The sequence below is a fragment of the Nocardia sp. NBC_01503 genome (assembly GCF_036327755.1).
GTDB lineage: Bacteria > Actinomycetota > Actinomycetes > Mycobacteriales > Mycobacteriaceae > Nocardia.
The window spans coordinates 5,731,171-5,754,116 of record NZ_CP109596.1; the positions used below are offsets into that span (position 1 = coordinate 5,731,171).

Here is a 22,946-nt window from a genome sequence, read left to right on the forward strand (position 1 = left end):
GCCCCCGGCGGTCGGCGGAAAGCCGCTGGACCGGGACCGGTAGGCTGGATACCTGTGCAGACCCACGAGATTCGCCGACGCTTCCTGGAGCATTTCGTTCGTGCCGGACACACCGAGGTACCCAGCGCCTCGCTGATCCTGGCCGACCCCAACCTGCTGTTCGTGAACGCGGGCATGGTCCAGTTCGTGCCGTATTTCCTCGGTCAGCAAACCCCGCCCTGGGCCACCGCGACCAGTGTGCAGAAGTGCGTGCGCACCGGCGATATCGAGAATGTCGGCATCACCACCCGCCACAACACCTTCTTCCAGATGGCGGGCAACTTCAGCTTCGGTGACTACTTCAAGCGCGAGGCCATCTCCTTCGCCTGGTCCCTGCTGACCAAGAGCGTCGAGGACGGCGGCTACGGCTTCGATCCGGAGAAGCTGTGGGCCACGGTCTACCTCGATGACGACGAGGCCGAGCGCATCTGGCTCGAACTCGGCATGCCCGCCGAGCGCATCCAGCGCCGCGGTATGGCCGACAACTACTGGTCCATGGGCATCCCCGGCCCGTGCGGCCCGTGCTCGGAGATCTACTTCGACCGCGGTCCGGAGTTCGGCATCGAGGGCGGCCCGGAGGCCGACGAGGACCGCTACCTCGAAATCTGGAACCTCGTCTTCATGCAGAACGAGCGTGGCGAGGGTCGCGGCAAGGACGACTTCGAGATCCTGGGCCCGCTGCCCAAGAAGAATATCGACACCGGCATGGGCATCGAGCGCGTCGCGTTCCTGCTGCAGGGCGTCGACAATGTCTACGAGACCGACCTGCTGCGCCCGATCATCAGCAAGGCCGAGGAGCTCACCGGCCGCAGCTACGGTGTCGAGCACACCGATGATGTGCGCTTCCGCGTCATCGCCGATCACGCCCGCACCGGTGCCATGCTCATCGCCGACGGAGTGAACCCGGGCAATGACGGTCGCGGATATGTACTGCGCCGCCTGCTGCGCCGCATCGTGCGCTCGGCCCGCCTGCTCGGTGCCGAGAAGCCGGTGATGGGCGAGTTCATGAAGGTCGTCAGCGATCTGATGGCCCCGTCGTACCCGGAGCTGGCCACCGATTTCAAGCGCATCGAAACCGTCGCCGTCGGTGAGGAATCCGCGTTCCTCAAGACGCTGAACACCGGTTCCAAGCTGTTCGACGATGCCGTCGCCGAGGTGAAGTCGCACGGCGGCAAGAAGATCAGCGGTACCGAGGCGTTCACCCTGCACGACACCTACGGTTTCCCGATCGATCTGACCCTGGAGATGGCCGCCGAGGCCGGACTCCAGGTCGACGAGGACGGCTTCCGTTCGCTCATGGCCGAGCAGCGCGCTCGCGCCAAGGAGGACGCGTACTCGCGCAAGCACGCGCACGCCGATCTGACGGTCTACAAGGAGTTCGTCGACCGCGGCGCCACCGAGTTCACCGGTTTCGACGAACTCGCCACCGAGGCAACGGTTCTCGCCATCATCAAGGATGGCGTGCGGGTGCCGGTGGCCGAGGTGGGCCAGGATGTGGAGATCATTCTGGACCGCTCGCCGCTGTACGCCGAGTCCGGCGGCCAGATCGCCGACCGCGGTGCGCTGCAGTCCTCGCACGGTCTGAAGGTGCGCGTCAATGACGTGCAGAAGATCGCCAAGAAGGTGTGGGTGCACAAGTCCACCGTCGAGGCCGGTCAGCTCACCGAGGGCGATACCGTGCTCGCGCAGGTCGATCCGGCCTGGCGGCACGGCGCCACCCAGGGCCACTCCGGTACCCATATGGTGCACGCCGCGCTGCGACAGGTGTTGGGCCCCAACGCCGTTCAGGCCGGTTCGCTGAACAAGCCCGGCTACCTGCGCTTCGACTTCAACTGGCAGGGCGGGCTGTCTGAGCAGCAGAAGGCCGATATCGAGGCCATCTCCAATAACGCCGTCGCCGACGATTTCGCGGTGAACACCTTCGTCACCGATCTGCCCTCGGCCAAGAAGATGGGCGCGATGGCCCTGTTCGGCGAGAACTACGGCGACCAGGTGCGCGTGGTGGAGATCGGCGGACCGTTCTCCATGGAGCTGTGCGGTGGCACGCATGTGCGGCACTCCTCGCAGATCGGCCCGATCACCCTGCTGGGTGAGTCCTCGGTCGGTTCGGGCATTCGCCGCGTGGAAGCCTTTGTCGGCCTTGACTCTTACAAGTACCTGGCCAAGGAGCGCGCACTGCTCGCCGGTATCGCCTCATCGCTGAAGGTGCCCTCGGACGAGGTGCCCGCGCGCGTGGAGCAGCTCGTCGAGCGTTTGAAGGTCGCCGAGAAGGAGTTGGAGCGCACCAAGATGGCGGCCGTGCTGTCGAGTGCGGGCACTTTCGTGGAGCAGGCGCAGCGCGTCGGCAAGGTGCTGCTCGTCGCCGCCGCCGCGCCCAAGGGTGTCGGCGCGGGCGATCTGCGCACCCTGGTGCAGGACATCAAGGGCCGCTTGGGTTCCGAGCCCGCGATTGTCACGCTGCTCGGCAATGACGAGGGCAAGGTGCCGTTCGTGGTCGCGGTCACCAAGGCGGCGCAGGATCTGGGTGTGAAGGCGGGCGATCTCGTCCAGTCCTTCGGTCCCAGTATCAACGGCCGCGGTGGCGGTAAGCCGGAGATGGCGCAGGGCGCGGGCTCGAACCCCGAGGGCATCGAGGCCGGACTGTCGGCCTTGCGGGCGCGGGTGGCCGAGCTCGCCGGGTGATGCCCCCTTCCGAACCCTCGGACAGTCCGGGCGCCGCCGACGGCGGCACCCGGTTCATCGCCGGAAGTACGGGATTCCCCGTGGACCGGCCCAGCCCCTCGGATGATCCGGGTCGCGGCAGGCGGATCGCGCTCGATGTGGGCACCGTCCGCATCGGCGTGGCCTCCAGCGATCCGGACGGTGTGCTCGCCACGCCGGTCGAAACCGTGCCCAAGGCCAAGAAGGTCGCGCCCGGAACCTTGGCGTCCGACCTTGCCCGAATTGCCGAAATTGTTCGTGAATACGAGGCTGTAGAGGTGATCGTGGGCCTTCCGCGCACCTTACGCGGAGAAAGCGGCTCGTCGGCTAAGCTGGCGGCCACCTTCGCGGGGCGTTTACGGTCTCTGATCGCACCGGTGCCGGTGCGGCTTTCCGACGAACGTTTGACTACGGTGTCTGCTGCACGGGCGTTGCGGGACAGTGGAGTTCGCGCGCGCGGGCAGCGGTCGGTCATCGATCAGGCGGCCGCCGTATCGATCCTGCAGGGTTGGTTGGACGAACGGAGTGCAGCATTGAAGCCGCGCGGTGATGGTGATCTTGCATGACCGACCGCTGGACGCGAGCCGAGGAACGTTACCGGCAGAGCGCTGAACGCCGTTATCGCCGCGACGACCTGGAATGGTCGGAGGCGGATGATTACGAGGACGACACCACCGTCATCCCGCGCTACGAGGATGAGGACGAGGAGCCCATCCTCGAGCCGGAGCCGCCCCGCCGCCAGGCCCCGCAGCGTGCCGACCGCGGTCGCGGTTCGGGTTCGCGCGGGCAGTCGCGCGGTTCGGGTGGGCGCGGCGGAAACCGGCCCAAGCGCTCCCGGGTGGCCTCGCGCAAGGCAGCCGAGCGCAAGCGCCGCCGCCGCAATCTCGTGGTCTTCGGGACCGTCTTCGCCGTATTGTTCGTCGGCGCGGCCGGATTCGCGGCCTGGAAGTTCATGAACCGGTTCAGCCCGGCCGAGGACTTCTCCGGCGAGCCCGGCCCGCTGGCCGTGGTGCAGGTGAAGTCGGGCGATACCGCCACCCAGATCGCGGACACCATGTTCGCCAAGGGGGTGGTGGCCAGCAGCGCCGCCTTCTACGAGGCCGCGGTGCGCAATGACAATATGAGCGCGGTGCAGCCCGGCTACTACGCCATCCCCAGCCACAGCAAGGCTTCGGAGGCCGTGGTGGCGCTGGTCGGCAAGAGCTCGCGGGTCGGCAATGTGGTGATCTCCGAGGGGCGCCAGCTGCACGACTCCACCGATGTGAATACCGGTGCGCGCAAGGACGGCATCTATCGCAAGATCGCCGATGCCAGCTGTGTCGGCACCGGTTCAGCCGCCAAATGCGTGACCTACGACCAGCTCGAGGCCGCGGGCGGCAGTGCCGATCCGGCGACCCTGGGCGTGCCGTCCTGGGCGATTGACCGGGTGCGTCAGGTGCCCGATCACAGTCGGCAGTTGGAGGGTCTGATCGCCGCGGGCACACTGGATTTCGATCCGAGCGGTTCGCCCGAACAGATTCTCAAGCAGCTGGTCACCGACAGCGCGGCCAACTATGAGGCGACCGGGGTGCTGAATTCCGGTGCGGCCAATGGTTTGTCGCCGTATGACACCTTGATCGGGGCGTCGCTGGTGGAGCGCGAGGCGCTGCCGCAGGACATGTCCAAGGTGGCGCGGGTGATCGTGAACCGGCTCGAGGCGGACCAGAAGCTGGAGTTCGACTCCACGGTCAACTACGCGCTCTCGGCCACCGAGGTCGCCACCACCGACGCGGACCGCAATAGGAAGACCCCGTGGAACACCTACGCCATGGCCGGTCTGCCCGCGACACCGATCTCCGCACCCTCCCTGGATGCCATGCGCGCCATGGAGAAGCCGGAACCGGGACCGTGGCTGTACTTCGTGACCGTCGACAAGCAGGGCACCACGCTGTTCACCGACAGCTATAGCGAACATCTGCGCAATATCGAAAAGGCCAGGCAGAGTGGAATTCTCGACAGTGGACGGTGAGCGCCGCAAGGCTGCCGTACTCGGCAGCCCCATCGCGCATTCGCGCTCGCCGCAACTGCACCTGGCCGCCTACCGGGCGCTGGGCCTGGACTGGACGTATGAGCGCATCGAATGCGATGCCGAGCGACTGCCCGGCCTCGTCGACGGGCTCGGCCCCGAATGGGTCGGGTTGTCGGTGACCATGCCCGGTAAGGTCGCCGCGCTCGAGTACGCCACCGAGCGCACCGAGCGCGCCGAACTGGTCGGCTCGGCCAACACCCTGCTGCGCATCGAGAACGGTTGGCGCGCCGACTGCACCGACGTCGACGGGGTGCGCGGGGCGCTCGAGGGCGCGGGCGTCAAGGAGATCGACAAGGCGGTCGTGTTGGGCGCGGGCGGTACGGCCCGCCCCGCCCTGCTGGCCCTGGCCGAACTCGGCGCGCACACCATCACCATCGTCGCGCGCAGCCCCCGCCGTGCCGCGGACACCCTGGAACTCGCCGAGCGCCTGGGCCTTTCGGCAGAGGTCATCGGCTTCGATCCGGATTCGATCGGCTTCGTCTGCTCGGAGGTCGACGCGGTCGTCAGCACCGTCCCCGCCGCCGGAGCCGAACCCGTCGCCGACGCGGTGGCCCAAGCCCCGGTGGTCCTGGACGCCATCTACAACCCCTGGCCCACCCCACTCGCCGAGGCGGTGACCCGCGCGGGCCACACCGTCGTCAGCGGCCTGGAAATGCTCCTGAACCAGGCGTACGGCCAAGTCGAACAGTTCACCGGCAAGCCCGCTCCGCGCGCGGAAATGGCTGCGGCCCTACAGGATTAACCCCAATGCCGCGCAGTTAGCGGTTGGGGATGCCTGTCAAGCGAGTGTCGTTGCGGGACTTGACATGTTGTGAAACGAGACAGCGGAACTACTGGTAGAGAGGTTTTGTCCTCCAAGACAAACCGTCCACCGGGAGTTCCGCTGTCTGTTCAGTCTGTCATCAAACATGTGTCGGTGGTAGCGGCGGGGGTGTTCGCGCCGGGTCATCTGGGGGAGTTGACCCAGATCGTGCCATTCGAAATGGTCGACGCCGCAGTGGAATCGGGGCGAGCGAGACAGACGCGGGTGCGGGATCTACCCTCGCGGGTGGTGGTGTATCTGCTGTTGGCCGGGGCGTTGTTCACCGAGCTCGGCTACACCCAGGTATGGGCCCGGATGGTCGCGGGCCTGGACGAAATCCTCGTGGCCCGCCCCGGTTCCTCGGCCTTGGCCCAGGCCCGCCGCCGAGTCGGTGCCGCACCGTTGCGGGAGTTGTTCGGGCTGCTCGCCGGTCCCGCTGCCGGCGCGGCCCGATGGCGCGGCCTGTTGGTCTGTGCGGTCGACGGCACCACCATGTTCGTGTCCGACTCCGCCGCCAACGCGGGTACCTTCGCCCGTCAGGGCGGCGGCAACGGCGACTCGGGGTATCCGATGCTGCGACTGCTCGCGGTGGTGGCGTGTGGCACCCGCACCGTCATCGACGTCGTGTTCGGCACCTCGGGTGTCTCCGAGATCGCCTATGCCCCAAAGCTTTTCCGATGCCTGCACGAGGGGATGTTGTTGCTGGCGGACCGCAACTTCGCCAGCGCCGCGCTGATCGGACAGATCGCGCAAACCAAAGCCGACCTGCTGATCCGTGACAAGACCAACCGTGTGATGCCGTTGATCGAGCGGCTGCCCGACGGGTCGTGGCTCGCGGTGAAGGGTCCGGTAGTTCTGCGGGTAATCGACGCCGACATCGCGCTCACCCCGAAAGGCGGACCACCCCGCCGCGAACGCTACCGGTTGCTCACCACCTTGACCGACCATCACCGCTACCCGGCGATGGAGCTGGTGCGGCTCTATCACCAGCGCTGGGAGATCGAAACCACCTACGCGGAACTGAAATCGACCATGCTCGGCGGCCGGGTACTGCGCGCCCGCACACCCGCCGGGATCGACCAGGAGGTCTATGCCCTGCTGAGCACTTACCAAGCGCTGCGCATCGCCATCGCCGACGCCACACACCCGCAGGCCATACCCCTGCAAGCCAGCTTCTCCATTGCACTCAATACCGCCCGCGACCAGGTCGTGGCTGCCGCCGCGGTCATCGCCGACACCGCCGTCGACCTGGTCGGACGGATCGGCCGCACGGTCTTGGCCGACCTCCTGCCCGCACGCCGACCACGCCAAAGCCCCCGCGTCGTCAAGCGAGCGATCTCCAAACACCGCGCCAAAGGCGCCATCGACCGCACCAATTATCCCACCGTCACCATCACCATCAACCTGCGAAAACACCCGAGTTGACCGCAGACAGGTCGGCCTAACTGCGCGGCATTGGGATTAACCCGCCCCGTCATCGCGGTTCAACCCGCCTCGTCATCCCGGCGTGTTTTTGGCCGGGATCCACACCCCGCTAACCGGCCGGTTGCGGCTCGAACGCATTCCGGAACGTGAAGGCATGCTCGGTCGGCCCGTGCGCGCGCAGATGATCCAGGCGTTCGATAGCCTCGGTCAGCGACGGCGTCTCACCGATCGGCACCCACCACAGCACGGTGATCGCCTCCTTGATCGGGACGAACCATTCCCGTCGCCGTCGCAGGAAATCCATATGCGGGCTGCGGTACACGTAGTTGAACATCGCCTCGTGTGACTCCCAGACGCTGAGGTTCACCAGCATGTCCGGCTCATTCTCGTACGGGCGCACCGAGGTCGCGTCGTTGGAATCCTCGTCGACCAGACGCCAGACGAAGCCGGGGGAGTCGTCGGCGATGGCATTGATGCGATCGAGTTCGGCATAGAACTCGGCGACGCGCGGGTCGTCCTTGGGGGCGACCATGCGCCCGATATTGAAGAGTGCGAGGTGCATGACTGGACTATAACTAATCTGTGTTTGTTTTAGAAAGGCTTACGCAGCACCGCCCCGGAGCCGGATCCATCCGCGCGACCCAACCCGCCTCCGCCGCAGGGCCTTCCAGCATCGCCAGGTTCATCCCGCAGACCAACGGCGGAAAATCCAGCGCGAGCCGATGAAAAGGACAGTTGCGCAGGCGAATCACCTCGCCGTCCGGATACGGCTCATATCCGCGCTCGCGCAATGCCTCGAGCACATCGCGATCCTTCAACACCGGTCCGTGCTGCTCGGCGGCCTGCTCGATCGCCTGCTCGAATCCGGCGTGCTCGATCACCTCGGCCAGAATCGTTGCGACGGTGCGGTAGTCGCGAGCGGGCAGGCTGACCGCGAACTCGGCGTCGGCGCGCCGATAGAACTTCGCGGGCCGTCCCGACCCCGGCCCGGACTTGCCCTCGGGCCGCCGGAACACCGCGTCGAGCAGTCCGGCCTCGGCGAGCTTGTCCAAATGGAAGGCCGCCAGCGGCCGCTTGATCTCCGCGGCCTCGGCGGCCTCATCCCTGCTCACATCGTGATCCGCGGCGGCGATGTAGTCGTACAGCCGCCTGCGAATCGGGTCCTGCAGCAGGGCGACGGCTTCGATGCTCACCATGCATTTCTATCAGCGTGCGGATGCGCGCGGCCCCGCTCGTGGGTGCCGGATGCGCCGCGATTCCGGAAGCGGATACAGTTCTAGAACGGGTTTCAGTTCGGCTCGGCGGTTTCGCAGGTTAAGGTGATCATCATGAATGCGTGGGTGTTGCGCGCCGTAGGTTTGGGAGCGCTGACCATTGTGCTGCGGACCGTGCTCGGCTTCGCGATGGTGTACTGGCCGACCAATGGCTCGTGGATGCGGATCTTGTGCCTGATCATCCTGCTGGCGGCCGTGGTCGCCTGGGGTGTACTCGACGGCCGCGCCGATCGGCGCGCCAATGCCGATCCCGAGCACGGGGCCGATCTGACCATGCGCTGGCTCAAGGCCGGTCTGGTCGGTGGGCTCGGCGCGGGGCTGGTCGCCTGGATCCTGGACTTCCTGCCGAAGTTCGACCTCGGTGACAATGGACTGTTCTTCGAGATCACCTCGGGCGCGTCCTTCATCATCCTGCTCATCTTCGTTCCGGCCATGATCGGTGTGGCCCTGGGCCGCTGGCTGGTCGGGCGCGAGGGTAAGAAAAGCGGCTCCGCACCGGATGCGCCGCTGTCGCTGCAGAAGGAATCCGCCGGGGTCTGAGGCGTCATCAGCTGTCACCGCGCGCTGCCACGGAATCCGTGGCAGCGCGCGGTTTTTCATATCCACCCCGAGACGAGAATGCCCGCCGTCGCGATTCGACGGCGGGCATTCTCGTGGAATGCGTTGCGCTACAGCAGGATCGCGCCGCCGGGCGTGGCCTCGCGGGCAATCGCCGAGTAGGCCGCGGCCAGCAGGGACGGGTCCGGGCCTTCCAGGCGACCCGGCTTGGCCAAACCGTCCAGGACCACGAAGCGCAGCACGCCGGAGCGGGTCTTCTTATCGGTCTGCATGGTGTCGAGCAGCTGCGGCAGGGCGTCGGCATCGTAGGTGGTGGGCAGGCCGACGCTGGCCAGCACGCGGGCGTGGCGTTCGGCGGTGGCATCGTCGAGGCGACCGGCCAGGCGGCCGAGCTCCGCGGCGAAGACCAGACCGACCGAGACGGCCGCGCCATGACGCCAGCGGTAGCGCTCGCGGCGCTCGATGGCGTGGCCGAGCGTGTGGCCGTAGTTCAGGATCTCGCGCAGATCCGATTCCTTGAGATCGGCGGCGACCACATCGGCCTTCACCTGCACCGCGCGGCGGATGAGCTCGGGCAGCACATCGCCGGTCGGGTCGAGGGCGGCCTCGGGATCGCGTTCGATGAGATCCAGGATCACCGGATCGGCGATGAAACCGGCCTTGATGATCTCGGCCATGCCCGCGACGATCTCATTGCGCGGCACCGTCTCCAGGGTCGCCAGGTCCACCAGCACCGCGGCGGGTTCGTGGAACGAGCCGACCAGGTTCTTACCGGCCTCGGTATTGATACCGGTCTTACCGCCGACGGCGGCATCGACCATGGCCAGCAGGGTGGTCGGCACATGCACGATGCTCACGCCGCGCATCCAGGTGGCGGCGACGAATCCGGACAGATCGGTGGCCGCGCCACCGCCGAGGCTGATGATCACATCCTTGCGGGTCAGCCCGATCCGGCCGAGCACCTCCCAGCAGAATCCGGCCACGGCCAGATCCTTACCGTCCTCGGCGTCCGGGATCTCGATGCGATGCGCGTCGATCCCCTTGTCCGCCAGCGCCTTCCGGACCACCTCGGCGGTCTCGGCCAGCGGCGGCTGATGGAAGATCGCGACCGTGCGCACACCATTGCGCCCGGTCACCTCATCGACCAGGTCGCCGAGCAGACCGCGCCCGATGATCACCGGGTACGGATCGGCGGTGCGGACCTCGATGCGGGTCGGCTCGCTCATAGTGGCTGCTCCGATTCTTCTCGTACGATCTGTTCAGTTCCGTTCTCACGCGCCCGCGCCCGAGCCCGCCTGGCCCGAGCCCGCCGCGACCGCCCCGCCCCCGGCTCCCCGGGCACCGAATCCTGCCTCTCGCCAGTGGAATTCATCCCACCGGCAGCAGAGCTCGCCTCCCCGGTCGCAGCATCCGGCGCGCCGGGACCGAATGTCGCCGCCGAACCCGCGCCCTCGGCTGCGGCGTGTTCGCCACTGGTGATGGCAGCCTCGGCCGATGACCGGCCACCGCCGGTGGCCTCGGCTGCCGCGGCGCGCTGAGACTCGGCGGGCACCTCACCACGGCGCGACCGCGTCTCGGCACTACCCCGAGATCGGGATGCGCCGCCGCGGCGACGGCCCCGCCGTGACCGCGAGGGCACGGCCCCACCTGATTGGGTCGTATTCGCTGCGACCGTGCCACCGTCGGTGTCGGCTGCGCCGGGCGCCGCGGTGTTGGTTGCGGCGGTGCCCGCTCCGGTCTCGGGCGGGGCTTCCGTTCGCGCGGCTGCGGTGGGCGGGTTGCCGCCGGTGCGGGCCGCGGTACCGGTGGCGGCGGCCGTCGTTGTGGCTGAACCGGTTTCGGTGACGATTCCGGCCGGCTCACCTGTTCGCGGGGTTGCGCCGGTAGCGCTTCCACTATCGGTCGCCGTGCTCGCGGGACCTGCGGCGCGGCTACTACGCCGCCGGGAACGGCGGCCGCGTCGTGCTGATTTCGCGGAATCGTCGGTGCTGTCCGAGGTTTCGGACGCGCTGTTGGCAGCCGGTGTGACGCTCGTGGAATTCGGCTCGGCGCCGGTGGCGTTCGGCTGGGTCGCGGACGTCGTGTCGGCGCGGCCGCGACCCCGCCGTCTGCGACGGCGGGAACGTGAGCGGGCGGAGTCGCCCGGCTCGACGGTGACCACGGGCGGCTCGACGGCGGTGATCTCCTCGGGGAGAGTCGATTCCAGCCCGAGTCTGGTCAGGATCATGCGGACCACGCGCCCGGGGCTGCGGCCGTCGGTGCGGACGCGGACCGACGCCACCTCGCGGTAGAGGGGGCGTCGGATTTTCATGAGTTCGCGGTATTTGGCCGCGGGATCGGCACCGTTCAGCAGGGGGCGGTTGGTGCTCGCGCCGGTGCGGCGGAGTCCTTCGCCCACACTGATTTCCAGGTAGACCACGGTGCGGCCGCGCAGCAGTTCGCGGGTGGCGGCGGACAGCACCGAACCACCACCGAGCGAGATGATGCCGTGTCCGGCCAGGACGGCGTCGCGCACCACCCGCTCTTCGATACGCCGGAATTCGGGTTCGCCATCCTCGGCGAAGATCTCCGGAATGGTGCGCCCGGTCTGCTCCTCGATCCCGGCGTCGGTGTCGTAGAGGTCCACGCCGAGTTCGCGGGCGAGTTTGCGGCCGATCGTCGACTTGCCCGCGCCGGGCGGACCGACCAGCACCACACTCAGCGGCTGGTCGGTATCACCGGTCACTGTGTCTTGCGGGACACCCGCACCCGGTCGGCTCCGATGAGCGGGGCTGCGTAAGTGTCACTCACCTACGCCTCCAGCGGCGTATTGCCCGCGGGAACGTGCGGGCGCGCGTTGATTCGCTTCACATAGCTGGTGATGTTGTCGACGGTCTCGTTCAGCGAATCGCCACCGAACTTCTCCAGCACGGCCTGCGCGACGACCAATGCCACCATGGCCTCGGCGACCACACCGGCGGCGGGCACCGCGCACACATCCGAGCGCTGGTGAATGGCGACGGCCTCGTCACCGGTGGACATGTCGACGGTCGAAAGCGCGCGCGGCACAGTCGAAATGGGCTTCATGGCGGCGCGCACACGCAGCGCCTCACCATTGGTCATACCGCCTTCGAGTCCGCCCGCGCGATTGGTCGAGCGCAGCACGCCATCCGGGCCCGGCTTCATCTCATCGTGCGCCTGGCTGCCGCGGCGGCGCGCGGTCTCGAACCCGTCGCCAACCTCGACACCCTTGATGGCCTGAATTCCCATGAGCGCGGCGGCGAGTCGCGAATCCAGGCGCGCCTCACCGGAGGTGAACGAGCCCAGACCGACGGGCAGCCCCTCGATCACGACCTCGACCACACCGCCGAGGGTGTCACCGTCCTTCTTGGCGGCCTCGATCTCGGCGATCATGGCGGCCTCGGCGTCCTTGTCGAACGCGCGCACCGGACTCTCGTCGATGGCGCCGAGATCAGCGGCGGAGGGTACGAAACCGGTGGTGTTGGCGGCCGTGCCGATGGACACCACGTGCGAGAGGACCTCGACACCCAGGGCCTGCTTCAGGAAGTTCTTGGCCACGGTTCCGGCGGCGACACGCGCGGCGGTCTCGCGGGCGCTGGCCCGCTCCAGCACATTCCGGGCGTCGCCGAAGCCGTACTTGAGCATGCCCGAGTAATCGGCATGTCCCGGGCGCGGCCGGGTGAGCGGTGCGTTGCGCGCCAGCTCGGCGAGTTCGGCCTCGTCGACCGGATCGGCCGACATGACCTGGGTCCACTTGGGCCACTCGGAGTTGGCGACCTCGATGGCGACCGGTCCGCCCATGGTGCGGCCGTGGCGGACGCCGCCGACCAGGGTGACCACATCGGCCTCGAACTTCATTCGGGCACCGCGCCCGTAGCCCAGGCGGCGCCGCGCCAATTGCGCCGCAACATCGGCAGAGCTCACCTCGACACCGGCCACCATCCCCTCGAGGATCGTGACGAGAGCAGGGCCATGGGATTCTCCGGCAGTTATCCAGCGCAACACGAGTTACATCTTTCCATGTCAACGAGGCTGCTCGGACACGCGGTCCGCACAGCCCGGCTCTCACCGCGCGGCAACCAGTGCGACCACACTCGCCAGACACATGGCCGGACCGTGCGCGATGGTCCCGAGCGAGCCGGTCGCGACGCCGCGGATCGGTGGTCCCGGGCAGTGTGAATCCCATGGTCGCGGCAGACTGACGAGAGCTGATCGCCGCGCTTCCGCGGGCGGTAGTGGCGCCATGTTCGCCGACTGAGTCGCCCTCGGGGGCAATAGCTTCATTGTGGGCGAGGCAACTACGCGAGTCGCGCCGACCGAAGGCATCAGGGTGTGTGCGACGAGTGTTCCGAACCCCGCGAGCGCGGTCAGTGTGGGTGCGGCAAGGGCCGCCCACACCCAGGTCTGCGCGCCGCCCAGTGCGGTGGCCGCGCCGAGCCCGATGGCGAGTTTCACATCTCCGGCACCGAGCGCGGCGGGCACACAGAGATGCAACAGAAGATAGGGAACCGCCAGGAGTAGCGCCCCGAGCACCGCGGTTGTGCCTCGGCCGGTGTCGAATCCGTAGCCGAGCACCACCGTCGCACCGAGCAGCGTCAGCACGTTCGGCAGTCGATGGGCGCGCAGATCGAAGTAGCTCAGCAGCGCGCACCAGAGCGTCAGGGCGATCAGAGCCGGTGAATCCATACCCTCGAGCCTGCCGCGTGCGCGCCGCGGGCGGGCCGCGCAATCGCGAATTGTGGAGAACCACTTGACATGTGAACAACGGGGCTTCCACCCTCACCCGCCGATATTCGCGTTGCGTGTCGGTGTTGCGGCGTGTCGACGGTAGCTTTGACACATGTCTGTTGATCCCGATCCGGGCGCGCGCCCCGATTACGCGCTGCGCCGGGCCAGCCTGCGGAACCTGCTCGTGGAGAACCGCGTCGATGCGCTACTGGTCACGGATCTGATCAATATCCGCTATCTCACCGGTTTCACCGGCTCCAATGCCGCACTGCTGGTCTATGCCTGGGGCAGCGATGAGGACCGCACGATCATCTGCACCGACGGCCGCTACATCACCCAGGTCGGCGAGCAGGTCCCGGATCTGCGCGCGGAGATCAATCGCGCCAGCGCCCGCCGCGTCCTCGAGATAGCGGGGGAGTGGCAGACCGGCCGCGTCGGCTTCGAGAGCCATATCGTCACCTTCGAACAGCATCGCGCCTTCGGGGCCCAGGCCACCGGCCTCGACCTGGTTCCGGTCTCCGGCCTGGTCGAGCAGTTGCGGATGGTGAAGGACGACTTCGAGGTCGGCCGCCTGCAAGCCGCCTGCGATGCCGCCGATATCGCCCTGGCCGCCCTGCTCGAGCGCGGTGGTCTGCGCCCCGGCCGCACCGAACGCCAGGTGGCCCGCGATCTGGAGTGGCTCATGTTCGAGCACGGCGCGGACGCGATCGCCTTCGAGACCATCGTGGCCGCGGGCGCGAATTCGGCGGTCCCGCACCACCGTCCGACCGAGGCCGTGCTGGCACAGGGCGATTTCGTGAAGCTCGACTTCGGCGCACTGGTCGGCGGCTACCACTCGGATATGACCCGCACCTTCGTGCTGGGTCAGCCCTCGCAGTGGCAGCGCGAGGTATACGACCTGGTCTACGCCGCGCAGCGGGCAGGCCGCGAAGCGCTGGCCCCCGGTGCGTCGACCCGTGCGGTGGACGCGGCCTCGCGCTCGGTGATCGAGGCGGCGGGCTATGGCGAACTCTTCGTACACGGCCTCGGACACGGGGTCGGCCTGCAGATCCATGAAGCGCCCGGAATCGCCAAAACCGGCACGGGTACACTTCTCGATGGCGTGGCGGTGACCGTCGAGCCAGGTGTGTATTTCCCCGGCCGCGGCGGAGTCCGGATCGAGGATACGCTCGTGGTTCGCCAGGGGGGCCCGGAGCTGCTCACCCGCACCAGCAAAGACCTGACCGTCGTCGACTGACGCCGGTTGACCGACAAACAGGAGATCGCAGGACAGTGGCGGACACCAGTGACTTCAAGAACGGCCTCGTGCTGAAGATCGACAATCAGCTGCAGCAGATTGTCGAGTTCCAGCATGTGAAGCCCGGTAAGGGTCCCGCCTTCGTGCGTACCAAGCTGAAGAACGTCGTCTCGGGCAAGGTCGTCGACAAGACCTTCAACGCGGGCGTCAAGGTCGAGACCGCGACCGTCGACCGTCGCGATATGACCTACCTGTACCACGACGGTTCGGACTTCATCTTCATGGATGGCGAGACCTACGACCAGATTCACCTGCAGGAAGCCACCATCGGCAAGAACGCCGGCTTCCTGTTGGAGAACATGCAGGTGCAGATCGCCATGCACGAGGGCGAGGCGCTCTTCGTCGAACTTCCCGTCGCCATCGACGTCATCGTCACCCACACCGAGCCGGGCCTGCAGGGCGACCGCTCCAGCGCGGGCACCAAGCCCGCCACCGTGGAGACCGGCGCCGAGATCCAGGTGCCGCTGTTCATCAATCAGGGTGACAAGCTGCGCGTGGACACCCGCGACGGTTCCTACATCAGCCGCGTCAACTCCTGACGCGCGGATAATGGTGACCGTGGCCAACCAGCCCCCGGACAAGAAGTCCGCAGGTTTCAAGAAGCTCGGCGCGCGACACAAGGCGCGCCGGCGAGCGGTGGATCTGCTCTTCGAGGCAGAGGCCCGCGATATCGACCCCGCGGAGTTGCTGTCGGATCGCGTCTCGCTCTCGGTGCGCGACGATTCGGTGGCCCCGGTGAATCCGTACACCCGTGTCCTGGTCGAAGGCGTCGCCGACGATCTGGATCGCGTGGACGGCACCATCGAGTCCTATCTGCAGGATTGGGCGCTGTCCCGGCTGCCCGCCGTGGACCGTGCGATCCTGCGCGTCGCGGTGTGGGAGTTGTTCCACGCCAACGATGTTCCGCCCGTGGTGGCGGTGGATGAGGCGGTCGAGCTCGCCAAGGAGCTCTCCACCGATGATTCCCCTTCGTTCATCAATGGTGTGCTCGGCCAGGTGGTGCAGGTGGCACCGCAGGTCCGGGCGGCCGCGGCGGCGACTCGCGCGCCGCGTGGCGACGACAAGTAAGTAAGGAGAGGCGCAGGGTGCGCAAGTACTTGGTGCTGGCAATACGCACCCCGCGCTTCGACCCGAGTGTGGCGCGGCCGCACAAGGATTGGCTCGACGGCGTCCGCTCCCGCGGACAGCTGGTCGAGACCGGCAAGTTCACCGATAACAGCGGCGGGGCCTACGTGATTCTGGCCGAAAACCTCGACGCCGCACGGGATCTGGTCCACACCGATCCCATTCACACCACCGGCGCCTCGGAACTAACCGTCTACGAGTGGGAAATCACCGGCTAGGTCTTCCCCCGCCACCGGTGTGCATGGCTTTCCTTGTCACCGGTGTGCATGTCCTTCCTCGTCATCCCGGTATGCGTTCGGCCGGGATGCGCCCTCCGCGAACTAAGTCGCGTTCGCATCCAATTCGCTGAGCCGATTCGCGATACCCGCGCGGCTGGTCAGCCCGAGTTTGCGCAGGATGCGGCTGAGGTGATCCTCGACGGTGCGCGGGCTCAGGAACAGTTGTGCGGCAATCTCCTTGTTGGTGCACCCGCGTGCCGCCAGGCCCGCGACTTCGCGTTCGCGCTCGGTCAATGCCATTGCCCCGCTGACGCTCTGCCGTCCGGCGAGTTGCCGCTGCGCCGCCAGCGCCTCGCTCAACAGCTCCTGTGTTCCGGCGCGGGTGAATTCCGCTCGCGCCATGGCGATCAGGGTGGTGGCGCGGGTGAAGTCGCCGCGTAAACCCGCCAGCCGGGCGGCGATGAGCTGGGCCTGTGCACGCTGGATGGGCATCTCGGCTACCTCATAGCCGTCGACAGCGGCCTGTACCGCGATCTCGGCGCGGTCGAGATCGCCTCGGGCGGCGGCGTATTCGGCGCGGGCATGAGCGGCGGCCGCGAGCTGTCCGGGCAGTCCGAGTTCCAGGGCGGCCGCCTCGGCGCGGTCGACCAGTGTGCCCGCGGTATCGATATCGCCCTTGATGAGCAGTACCTGGGCATACACGCCGACCTCCGTCGGGCGCATGGGATGGGTCCGATCCGGTTGCGCCGCCGCCGGTTCGGCCTCGGCGATCCCGAGCCGGGCACCGATCTCGTTCAGCGCCGCCTCGACGACCGCCCGCCACCAGCGCATGACCGGCCGCGGCATAGCGTCGACGGTGCGCCACCACTCCAGCACCTCGGAGCGCGGTGAGGTCGTATGCAGCACCCGTAGTTTGATCGCGCCCGCGAGCGGCAGAATCCCGGGATACCCGTACAGTTCGGCGCATTCGGCGGCATCCTCGGCCGCTGCCAGGGCCTCCTCGTATCTGCCGAGCTTGGCCAGCGAATACGCCTGCACCGTATACAGTTCCGGCAGGATGAAGCTTCGCCCGAACCGCCGGGTCACTCGCACGGCCCGCTCGATATGCGCGATTCCGGTGCGCTGATCGTCCAGGAAGTACGCCATCCACCCCAGCGCCGCCACCACGTGCGCGCTGTCCAGCAGCTGGGTATCGGTGAGCCGCGCGAACTCTCGTTCCGCCGCTTGATAGTTCGCCGTGGCCCCCGCCATATCCAGCTCGGTGAGCTGCCCCATACTCCACAGCGTCAGGGCGGCCGCGAGAATCGCGGGCTCCCGAATCGCCTCGGACCCGAACAGCGCCCGCACCCGAGCCCCACCCTCGAACTCCCGATTGTCCTGCAATTCGAGTATCGCCAATTCCAGCTGTACCGGCCCATTCCCGGCGATATCGGGCCGATCCACCAACGCCGCCAGCCGATTCCGCGCCGTATCGACATTCCCGAGTATCCGCTCACACCGCGCACACAACAGCACCGCGTCCTGCTGCCGCGGCCCCGCCTGCGCCGCAACCGGTTCGAGCGTATCCCGAGCCTGCTCCACCGCCCCCGACAGCAACAGCGCCCGCCCCAACAGGTGTCGAGCCCCAACCTCCGCGCTTTCACCGGGGCCCAGGAGATCGAGGTCGGTTGTCTCGTTGCCGGGCCCGGCCGCCAGTGCGGCGGTGATCCAGCGGGCGCTGGTGGCCGGGGCGGTGGGCAGGGCCAGTTCGGCGGCGTGGATGAGTTCGGTGGCGGCGAGGTCGTCGCGGCCACGCAACGCGTGTTCGAGATGTCTTGCGCGGGTGAGCAATGGGGCATCGGCCGCGCGGAGGGTGCGGGCGGCGCGGGCGTGGGCGCCTGCTCGCCAGCCGGGGCCGCCCAGTCGGTAGGCGGCGGTGCGAATGAGTGGGTGTCGGAAGGTGACGGTGCCGCCGGTGATACTGAGCCAGCCGCGCCGAGCCAGGTCGTCCAGTGCGGCGGTCAGCTCGGGGTGCGTCAATTCCGCGGTGGCGCACAGAAGTTCGGCGTCGGCGGTGGAGCCGCAGACGGCCACGGCCTGAGCGGCGAGTCGTTCGTGTCGGGGGAGATGGGTCAGTTCGGCGCGGATGGTGCGGTCCAGTGCGGAGCTGTCGGATGTGGCGGGTCCGTCCTCGGTCACCGCCGCCTCGAATTCGCCCGGGGTGAGTTCTGCGAGCAGCAGCAGATAGAGCGGATTGCCGTGTGCCGCGGTCAGTAACCGCTCGCGGCGGCCCGACGGTAGGTCCGGCAGTAGTGCCGCGGCGTCATCGGTGGACAGCGGTGGCACCGGCAGATGGAAACTCGACGCATCACGCAAGGCCGGTCCGACCGCGTCCGGAAACTGTCCTTCGCGGTAAGCCAGCACCAATCGCAGATTGTCGGGCCGCTGCCGAATCAACAACCCGAGCACCCGCAGTGAGGCCGCATCCGCCCAATGCGCGTCATCGATGACGAGCAGGGTCGACTCCACCGCGAGCCGCTGTCGCAGGTTTCGCGCGAGTGCGCGGGGATCGGCGTCGCTGTCCGCGTTGTCGGCACCGAAGGCTTCGTCCTCGGTCGTGATTCCGGATGTCATGGCTCCGAAGGCTTCGACTGGCGCGCCCGGGTTCGAATCGAGGCCCGGCTCTCGTAAGGCTTGGTTGCCGCGCCCCTGCGCTGCTCCGCGGTCAAGCCTGTCGAGTTCGGCGAGGCGGTCGAGGATGTCGTGGACCAGTTGCAATGGGCTGGACTGTTCGAACTCGGTGGCGGGCACCGCGACCACACGCATACCCGCGGCGGCTCGATCCTGTTCCCGCCGCGCGAATTCGCCGAGCAGCCGGGATTTCCCGATGCCCGCGGGTCCCTCCACCAGGAATACCCAGGGTCCGCCGGGTGCGTGGCATTGCGCGTCCAGGCTGGTCAGTTCGTGGACGCGTCCGACAAACGCGTTGATCGCGTACTCCTCATTCGCTCGAACGCCCGGTTCGCAGCCTAACCGGCCGGGTGCGGATCACGGGTTCCGCCCCGATCCCGTGGTTTCCCGGATGCTCGCCGATCGTCGATGCGGTGTGGTTGTCGAGGTCTTGACCGGATTGCGAATTTTGAAAGGTTTGTGGCATTGATGCAGGTAAATCCGAGGGGAGCGGCCCGAGTACGCCGTCTCCTGCCCGTCGTGGTGGCGGTATTCGCGCTGATGCTGGCGGGATGCTCGCTCGCGCAGAAGGGCGCGGACGCGGTGAAGGACGCCAGTAAGTCCGATACCGCGCGCGCCAAGGTGGGCGACTGCATCAATGTGCTCAAAGGCTCGATGATCGACTCCAAGACCGAACCGGTGGATTGCGCCTCGGAGAAGGCCGTCTACAAGGTCGCGCGGGTCTTCGACGCCAAGGCCGACTGCTCCTCCGACTACACCTCCTATGAGGAGACCCTCAACGGCGGCACCACCGCGTTCCTGTGTCTGGCACCGAACTTCAAGCAGGACAGCTGCTATCACGAGAGCATGCTCACCGGCTACCAGTTCGCCGACTGCGCCTCCTCCGACGCGAGCTTCCGAGTGCTGGCACGCGTCGACGGCCAATCCGATGAGAACCTCTGCGGCGAGGATGCCGACAGCGTGATCACCCTGGCGGATCCCAAGACCACCTTCTGCCTCGGGAAGCCGCAGGGCTGACCGGATTTCAGTGCTGACGCTCCTCCACCCAGCTCGCGGTGACCATCTGCACGGCCGCACCGTCCAGATCCGCGAGCTTGGTGGAGATGAATCCCCGTGCCCACGAGGAGGTCTGCACCCGGAACGGCGGCTCCGGCTCGGTGAGCGCGGCGATAATCGGAGCGGAGGCATCCTCCGGCGTCTGAGCGCTGCGAAATGCGCCCTGCGTGCGCTCGATGTAATGCTTCAGCGCCGGTGCGTACGGCCCGGCCGCACCCAGCAGACCCGGAATGTCGATCTGCTGGCTGGCCACGAATTCGCTTGCCACCGCACCGGGTTCGATCACCATGACCCGGACGCCGACGGTCGCCGCGACCGGTGCCAGTGACTCCATGAACCCTTCGACGGCGAACTTGGCCGCGCAGTACGCCTCATTGAACGGCTGACCGATCACCCCGCCCACACTGGTCACGGTGATCAGCCGCCCGCCCGCCTCCCGCAGATGCGGCATGGCGGCATGGGTCACCTCGACCACGCCGAAGTAGTTGACCTCCATGACATTTCGTACCGGCTGCAGCCCGGTCTGCTCGATGGTCCCGACGAATCCGGACCCGGCATTGTTGATGACCGCGTCCAGCCGTCCGTAATCGGCGACCACCTTCTTCACGCACTCCGCGACCGAATTCGCATCGGTGACATCGAGCGGCTCGACTCGAATGAGCCCGGCGACCCCGGCCTCGTTGGCCGCGTCCATGAGCGCCGCCGCCCGCCCCACATCGCGCATGGTGGCCACGGTCTGCCAGCCCGCGCGCGCCGCCCCCAGCGCGGTGGCCAGGCCGATGCCCGAGGAGGTGCCGGTGATCAGGACGGTATTCGAGGAGCTCATGGAGCCTCGCTTCCGGGGTAGGTGCCGCGCCGCGCCACTGTCGTCTCCGCACTCTATGCGGCCCGCGCGCCCGATTCGGAAGGTTTGGCCGGGGCGTGTGTCGGGCCGCGCGATTTTCGCGGCGGCGTCCCGGCCGACCCCGCACGCCGATCCGGCCGGTGCGGAGTCGACCGGTGCGATCGCGACTAGTGAGGTTGCAGCACAATCGTTCCCTTGGCCGCACGGTCGGCCAGAATCCGATGGGCCTGTGCGGCTTGGTCGAGCGGCAGTACCCGATCCACCAGCGGGGTGAGTGAACCCGATACGGCGCGCTCCATGGCCGCGGCCCGGGAGTCGGCCACTCCCGCGAGCCAGGCCGGGCCGGAGCAGCCGATGAGGGTGAGCCCGCGCATGATCAGATCCATGGCGGTGACCTGCGCCGGTGCGCCGGAGAGGAAACCGTAGCTGAGCATGCGGCCGGTGAGCGGGGTCATGAGATCCAGTAGCGCCAGCGCGGATTCGCCGCCGATGGAGTCGAAGACCACGTCAATGGTTGCGCCGCCGAGGGTTTCACGCAGCCGGTCGACCCAGTCGGGGTCCAGGTGGTCGATCACCACATCCGCGCCGAATTCGCGTGCGCGGTCGGACTTTTCGGGTCCACCGGCGGTGGCGATGACACGCGCGGCCCCGGCCTCCTTGGCGAGCTGGGTCAGGTAGCCGCCGATTCCGGTCGCCGCGGCCTCGATCAGCACGGTCTCGGTGCCGGTGAGTTTGGCGGCGGTGAGCAGGGGGAGGGTCACCGATCCGCTCATGGTCAAAGCCGCGGCCTCGACGGAGGGGAGTGCGTCGGGAATACGCACCGCGGATTCGGCCGGGGCACAGACGAATTCGGCATAGGTGCCGAAGCTGTCGCTGGCCACCATCACCCGTTGCCCGAGTAGTGCCGGGTCCACTCCGTCGCCGATCTCGACGACCGCACCGGCCGCCTGGGTGCCGAAGACGAACGGCTTCTCGAGGGGGACGGGGAACGCTCCCGAACGAAGCATGGTCTCGGGGTAGAGCACCGGAATCGCCTCGCTCTTGACGAGTATCTGCCCGGCCCGCGGTCGCGGCGCGGGGACCTCGCTCGGCACCAGGACTTCGGGTCCACCGGTCGCGGTCAATAGGATTGCCTGCATCGAAAACCTCATAAGTTGACTGACGGTCCAGTTATGCCTCGCTACGATATGGACCGTCGGTCAAGTTTGTCAATGAAAGCGGAGGAAATGCCAGCTGATCAGCCAGGGGAGCGCGCCGCACCAGAGGGTCACGCCCCACCTGATGGGGGTGGTGTGGCGGGGAAGCGCACCGGATCGGAGGAGCGCGCGGCCGCCGCCCCGAGCGAGCACGCCGCGTCGAAAGGGCGCGCGGACGCCGCGCCGAAGGATCGGGTGGGCGCTGCGCCGAAGGAGCGCGCCGCGCCCAAGGAGCGGGCGGACGCCGCACGAAATCGCCGCGCCATCCTGGACGCCACGCGGGCGCTGCTGGACGAGTTCGGCTCCGAGGCCATCACCATGGATCGCGTCGCCGCTGCGGCTGGCGTCGGCAAGGGCACCATCTTTCACCGCTTCGGTAGCCGGGCGGGACTGCTCTACGCCCTCGTCGCCGAACCCGCGGAAACCCTCATGGCGGCAATCACCGACGGCCCGCCGCCACTGGGTCCGGGTGCGTCGGCGGCAGATCGACTGCTCGCCTTCTTCGACGCGATGACCGTCATGATGGCTGAAAACGTCGAGCTCATGGCCGCTTACACGGGCGCCCCCATGCCCCCGCATCCCCGCACCGCCGAATTCCACGGCACCTGGGACCGGCATATCACCACCCTGCTGGGCGAGGTCCGCCCCGACCTCGACGCCGAAGCGGCGGGCCGCCTGCTCTTCAGCTCCGTCGGCTCGGAGACGGCCCGCGCCATGGTGCGCGCGGGGGAGACCGAACGCCTGCGCACCGCCATTCGCGCGCTGGTGGATTCGGTGCTTACCGGCAAATCCGCACCCTGACCGCACGCGGTTCGCGCCGCTTGCGTCCAACTCTTACCGCTGATCGGGGGCGACGCCGGGCTGCTTCCCTTGAGGGCGCGATCGAACATATATACACGCGGATATGCGCATCTAACTATGTGAGTGCGCGTGTCGAGAACCATCA

The 22,946-nt window shown here is 67.7% G+C and carries 20 protein-coding genes and 1 pseudogene; 12 read left to right on the forward strand and 9 right to left on the reverse strand.

Annotated features, from left to right (window positions below):
• The first annotated feature begins 54 nt into the window (after positions 1-54).
• The 5 genes from alaS (at position 55) to OHB26_RS25970 (ending at position 7,034) form a co-directional block, all read left to right on the forward strand.
• Entirely contained in the window at positions 55-2,721 is a 2,667-nt protein-coding gene (alaS, locus tag OHB26_RS25950) for an alanine--tRNA ligase (RefSeq protein WP_330179861.1), read from the forward strand.
• Positions 2,721-3,305, forward strand: a complete 585-nt coding sequence (gene ruvX, locus OHB26_RS25955; RefSeq protein ID WP_330179862.1) for a Holliday junction resolvase RuvX — start codon at positions 2,721-2,723, stop codon at positions 3,303-3,305. Before alaS ends, ruvX begins: the two co-directional genes overlap by 1 nt.
• A complete protein-coding gene (locus tag OHB26_RS25960) occupies positions 3,302-4,747 on the forward strand; it encodes an endolytic transglycosylase MltG (protein WP_330179863.1) in 1,446 nt (481 codons plus the stop codon). Before ruvX ends, OHB26_RS25960 begins: the two co-directional genes overlap by 4 nt.
• A complete protein-coding gene (locus OHB26_RS25965; RefSeq protein WP_330179864.1) occupies positions 4,722-5,549 on the forward strand; it encodes a shikimate dehydrogenase in 828 nt (275 codons plus the stop codon). The genes OHB26_RS25960 and OHB26_RS25965 overlap by 26 nt, the downstream gene beginning before the upstream one ends.
• Before the next feature lie 168 nt (positions 5,550-5,717).
• Complete coding sequence (locus tag OHB26_RS25970) at positions 5,718-7,034, forward strand: IS4 family transposase (RefSeq protein WP_330179865.1); 1,317 nt, start codon at positions 5,718-5,720, stop codon at positions 7,032-7,034.
• A gap of 109 nt (positions 7,035-7,143) precedes the next feature.
• Here the strand turns inward: OHB26_RS25970 and OHB26_RS25975 are convergent, their stop codons facing one another.
• Positions 7,144-7,596: a DUF3291 domain-containing protein gene (locus OHB26_RS25975; protein ID WP_330179866.1), complete on the reverse strand. Its 453-nt coding sequence runs from the start codon at positions 7,594-7,596 to the stop codon at positions 7,144-7,146.
• Between the two features lie 13 nt (positions 7,597-7,609).
• A complete protein-coding gene (locus tag OHB26_RS25980; RefSeq protein ID WP_330179867.1) occupies positions 7,610-8,230 on the reverse strand; it encodes a helix-turn-helix transcriptional regulator in 621 nt (206 codons plus the stop codon).
• Between the two features lie 132 nt (positions 8,231-8,362).
• Between OHB26_RS25980 and OHB26_RS25985 the strand changes: the two genes are divergently transcribed.
• Positions 8,363-8,848 (forward strand): B-4DMT family transporter, encoded by a 486-nt coding sequence (locus OHB26_RS25985; protein ID WP_330179868.1) that lies wholly within the window; start codon positions 8,363-8,365, stop codon positions 8,846-8,848.
• A 128-nt stretch (positions 8,849-8,976) separates the two neighbouring features.
• Here OHB26_RS25985 and aroB read toward each other — a convergent pair whose 3' ends face one another.
• The 4 genes and pseudogenes from aroB to OHB26_RS26005 all read right to left on the reverse strand — a co-directional run bounded on the left by aroB (position 8,977) and on the right by OHB26_RS26005 (position 13,552).
• Positions 8,977-10,092 carry a 3-dehydroquinate synthase gene (aroB, locus tag OHB26_RS25990; protein ID WP_330179869.1) on the reverse strand — a complete coding sequence of 372 codons (1,116 nt, stop codon included), beginning with the start codon at positions 10,090-10,092 and terminating at the stop codon, positions 8,977-8,979.
• 983 nt (positions 10,093-11,075) lie between these two features.
• Positions 11,076-11,567, reverse strand: a pseudogene (locus tag OHB26_RS25995) (shikimate kinase); the annotation flags it as partial.
• Between the two features lie 89 nt (positions 11,568-11,656).
• Positions 11,657-12,871 (reverse strand): chorismate synthase, encoded by a 1,215-nt coding sequence (gene aroC / locus OHB26_RS26000; RefSeq protein WP_330179870.1) that lies wholly within the window; start codon positions 12,869-12,871, stop codon positions 11,657-11,659.
• 60 nt (positions 12,872-12,931) lie between these two features.
• On the reverse strand, positions 12,932-13,552 hold the full coding sequence (locus OHB26_RS26005) for an A24 family peptidase (RefSeq protein WP_330179871.1): 621 nt from the start codon (positions 13,550-13,552) through the stop codon (positions 12,932-12,934).
• A 154-nt stretch (positions 13,553-13,706) separates the two neighbouring features.
• Here OHB26_RS26005 and OHB26_RS26010 point away from each other — a divergent pair, with 154 nt between their 5' ends.
• From OHB26_RS26010 to OHB26_RS26025, 4 genes are read left to right on the forward strand one after another with little or no spacing between them, the layout of a single operon-like run.
• Positions 13,707-14,831, forward strand: coding sequence for a M24 family metallopeptidase (locus OHB26_RS26010; protein ID WP_330179872.1), 1,125 nt, complete (start codon positions 13,707-13,709; stop codon positions 14,829-14,831).
• Between the two features lie 35 nt (positions 14,832-14,866).
• The gene (efp, locus tag OHB26_RS26015; protein ID WP_330179873.1) at positions 14,867-15,430 is read left to right on the forward strand and encodes an elongation factor P; all 564 of its coding nucleotides are present in this window, start codon (positions 14,867-14,869) and stop codon (positions 15,428-15,430) included.
• 19 nt (positions 15,431-15,449) lie between these two features.
• Positions 15,450-15,959, forward strand: coding sequence for a transcription antitermination factor NusB (gene nusB / locus OHB26_RS26020; protein WP_330179874.1), 510 nt, complete (start codon positions 15,450-15,452; stop codon positions 15,957-15,959).
• 17 nt (positions 15,960-15,976) lie between these two features.
• Positions 15,977-16,234 (forward strand): YciI family protein, encoded by a 258-nt coding sequence (locus OHB26_RS26025; protein ID WP_330179875.1) that lies wholly within the window; start codon positions 15,977-15,979, stop codon positions 16,232-16,234.
• Between the two features lie 102 nt (positions 16,235-16,336).
• Here OHB26_RS26025 and OHB26_RS26030 read toward each other — a convergent pair whose 3' ends face one another.
• Positions 16,337-19,204, reverse strand: a complete 2,868-nt coding sequence (locus OHB26_RS26030; RefSeq protein ID WP_330185789.1) for a LuxR C-terminal-related transcriptional regulator — start codon at positions 19,202-19,204, stop codon at positions 16,337-16,339.
• 168 nt (positions 19,205-19,372) lie between these two features.
• Here OHB26_RS26030 and OHB26_RS26035 point away from each other — a divergent pair, with 168 nt between their 5' ends.
• Positions 19,373-19,921, forward strand: a complete 549-nt coding sequence (locus OHB26_RS26035) for an LppU/SCO3897 family protein (RefSeq protein ID WP_330179876.1) — start codon at positions 19,373-19,375, stop codon at positions 19,919-19,921.
• A 7-nt stretch (positions 19,922-19,928) separates the two neighbouring features.
• On the opposite strand, the gene OHB26_RS26040 is transcribed toward OHB26_RS26035, so the two are convergent.
• Entirely contained in the window at positions 19,929-20,786 is an 858-nt protein-coding gene (locus OHB26_RS26040) for an SDR family oxidoreductase (RefSeq protein WP_330179877.1), read from the reverse strand.
• 185 nt (positions 20,787-20,971) lie between these two features.
• Entirely contained in the window at positions 20,972-21,943 is a 972-nt protein-coding gene (locus OHB26_RS26045) for a quinone oxidoreductase family protein (RefSeq protein ID WP_330179878.1), read from the reverse strand.
• A 153-nt stretch (positions 21,944-22,096) separates the two neighbouring features.
• On the opposite strand from OHB26_RS26045, the gene OHB26_RS26050 reads away from it, so the two are divergent.
• A complete protein-coding gene (locus OHB26_RS26050) occupies positions 22,097-22,801 on the forward strand; it encodes a TetR/AcrR family transcriptional regulator (RefSeq protein WP_330179879.1) in 705 nt (234 codons plus the stop codon).
• Positions 22,802-22,946 lie beyond the last annotated feature (145 nt).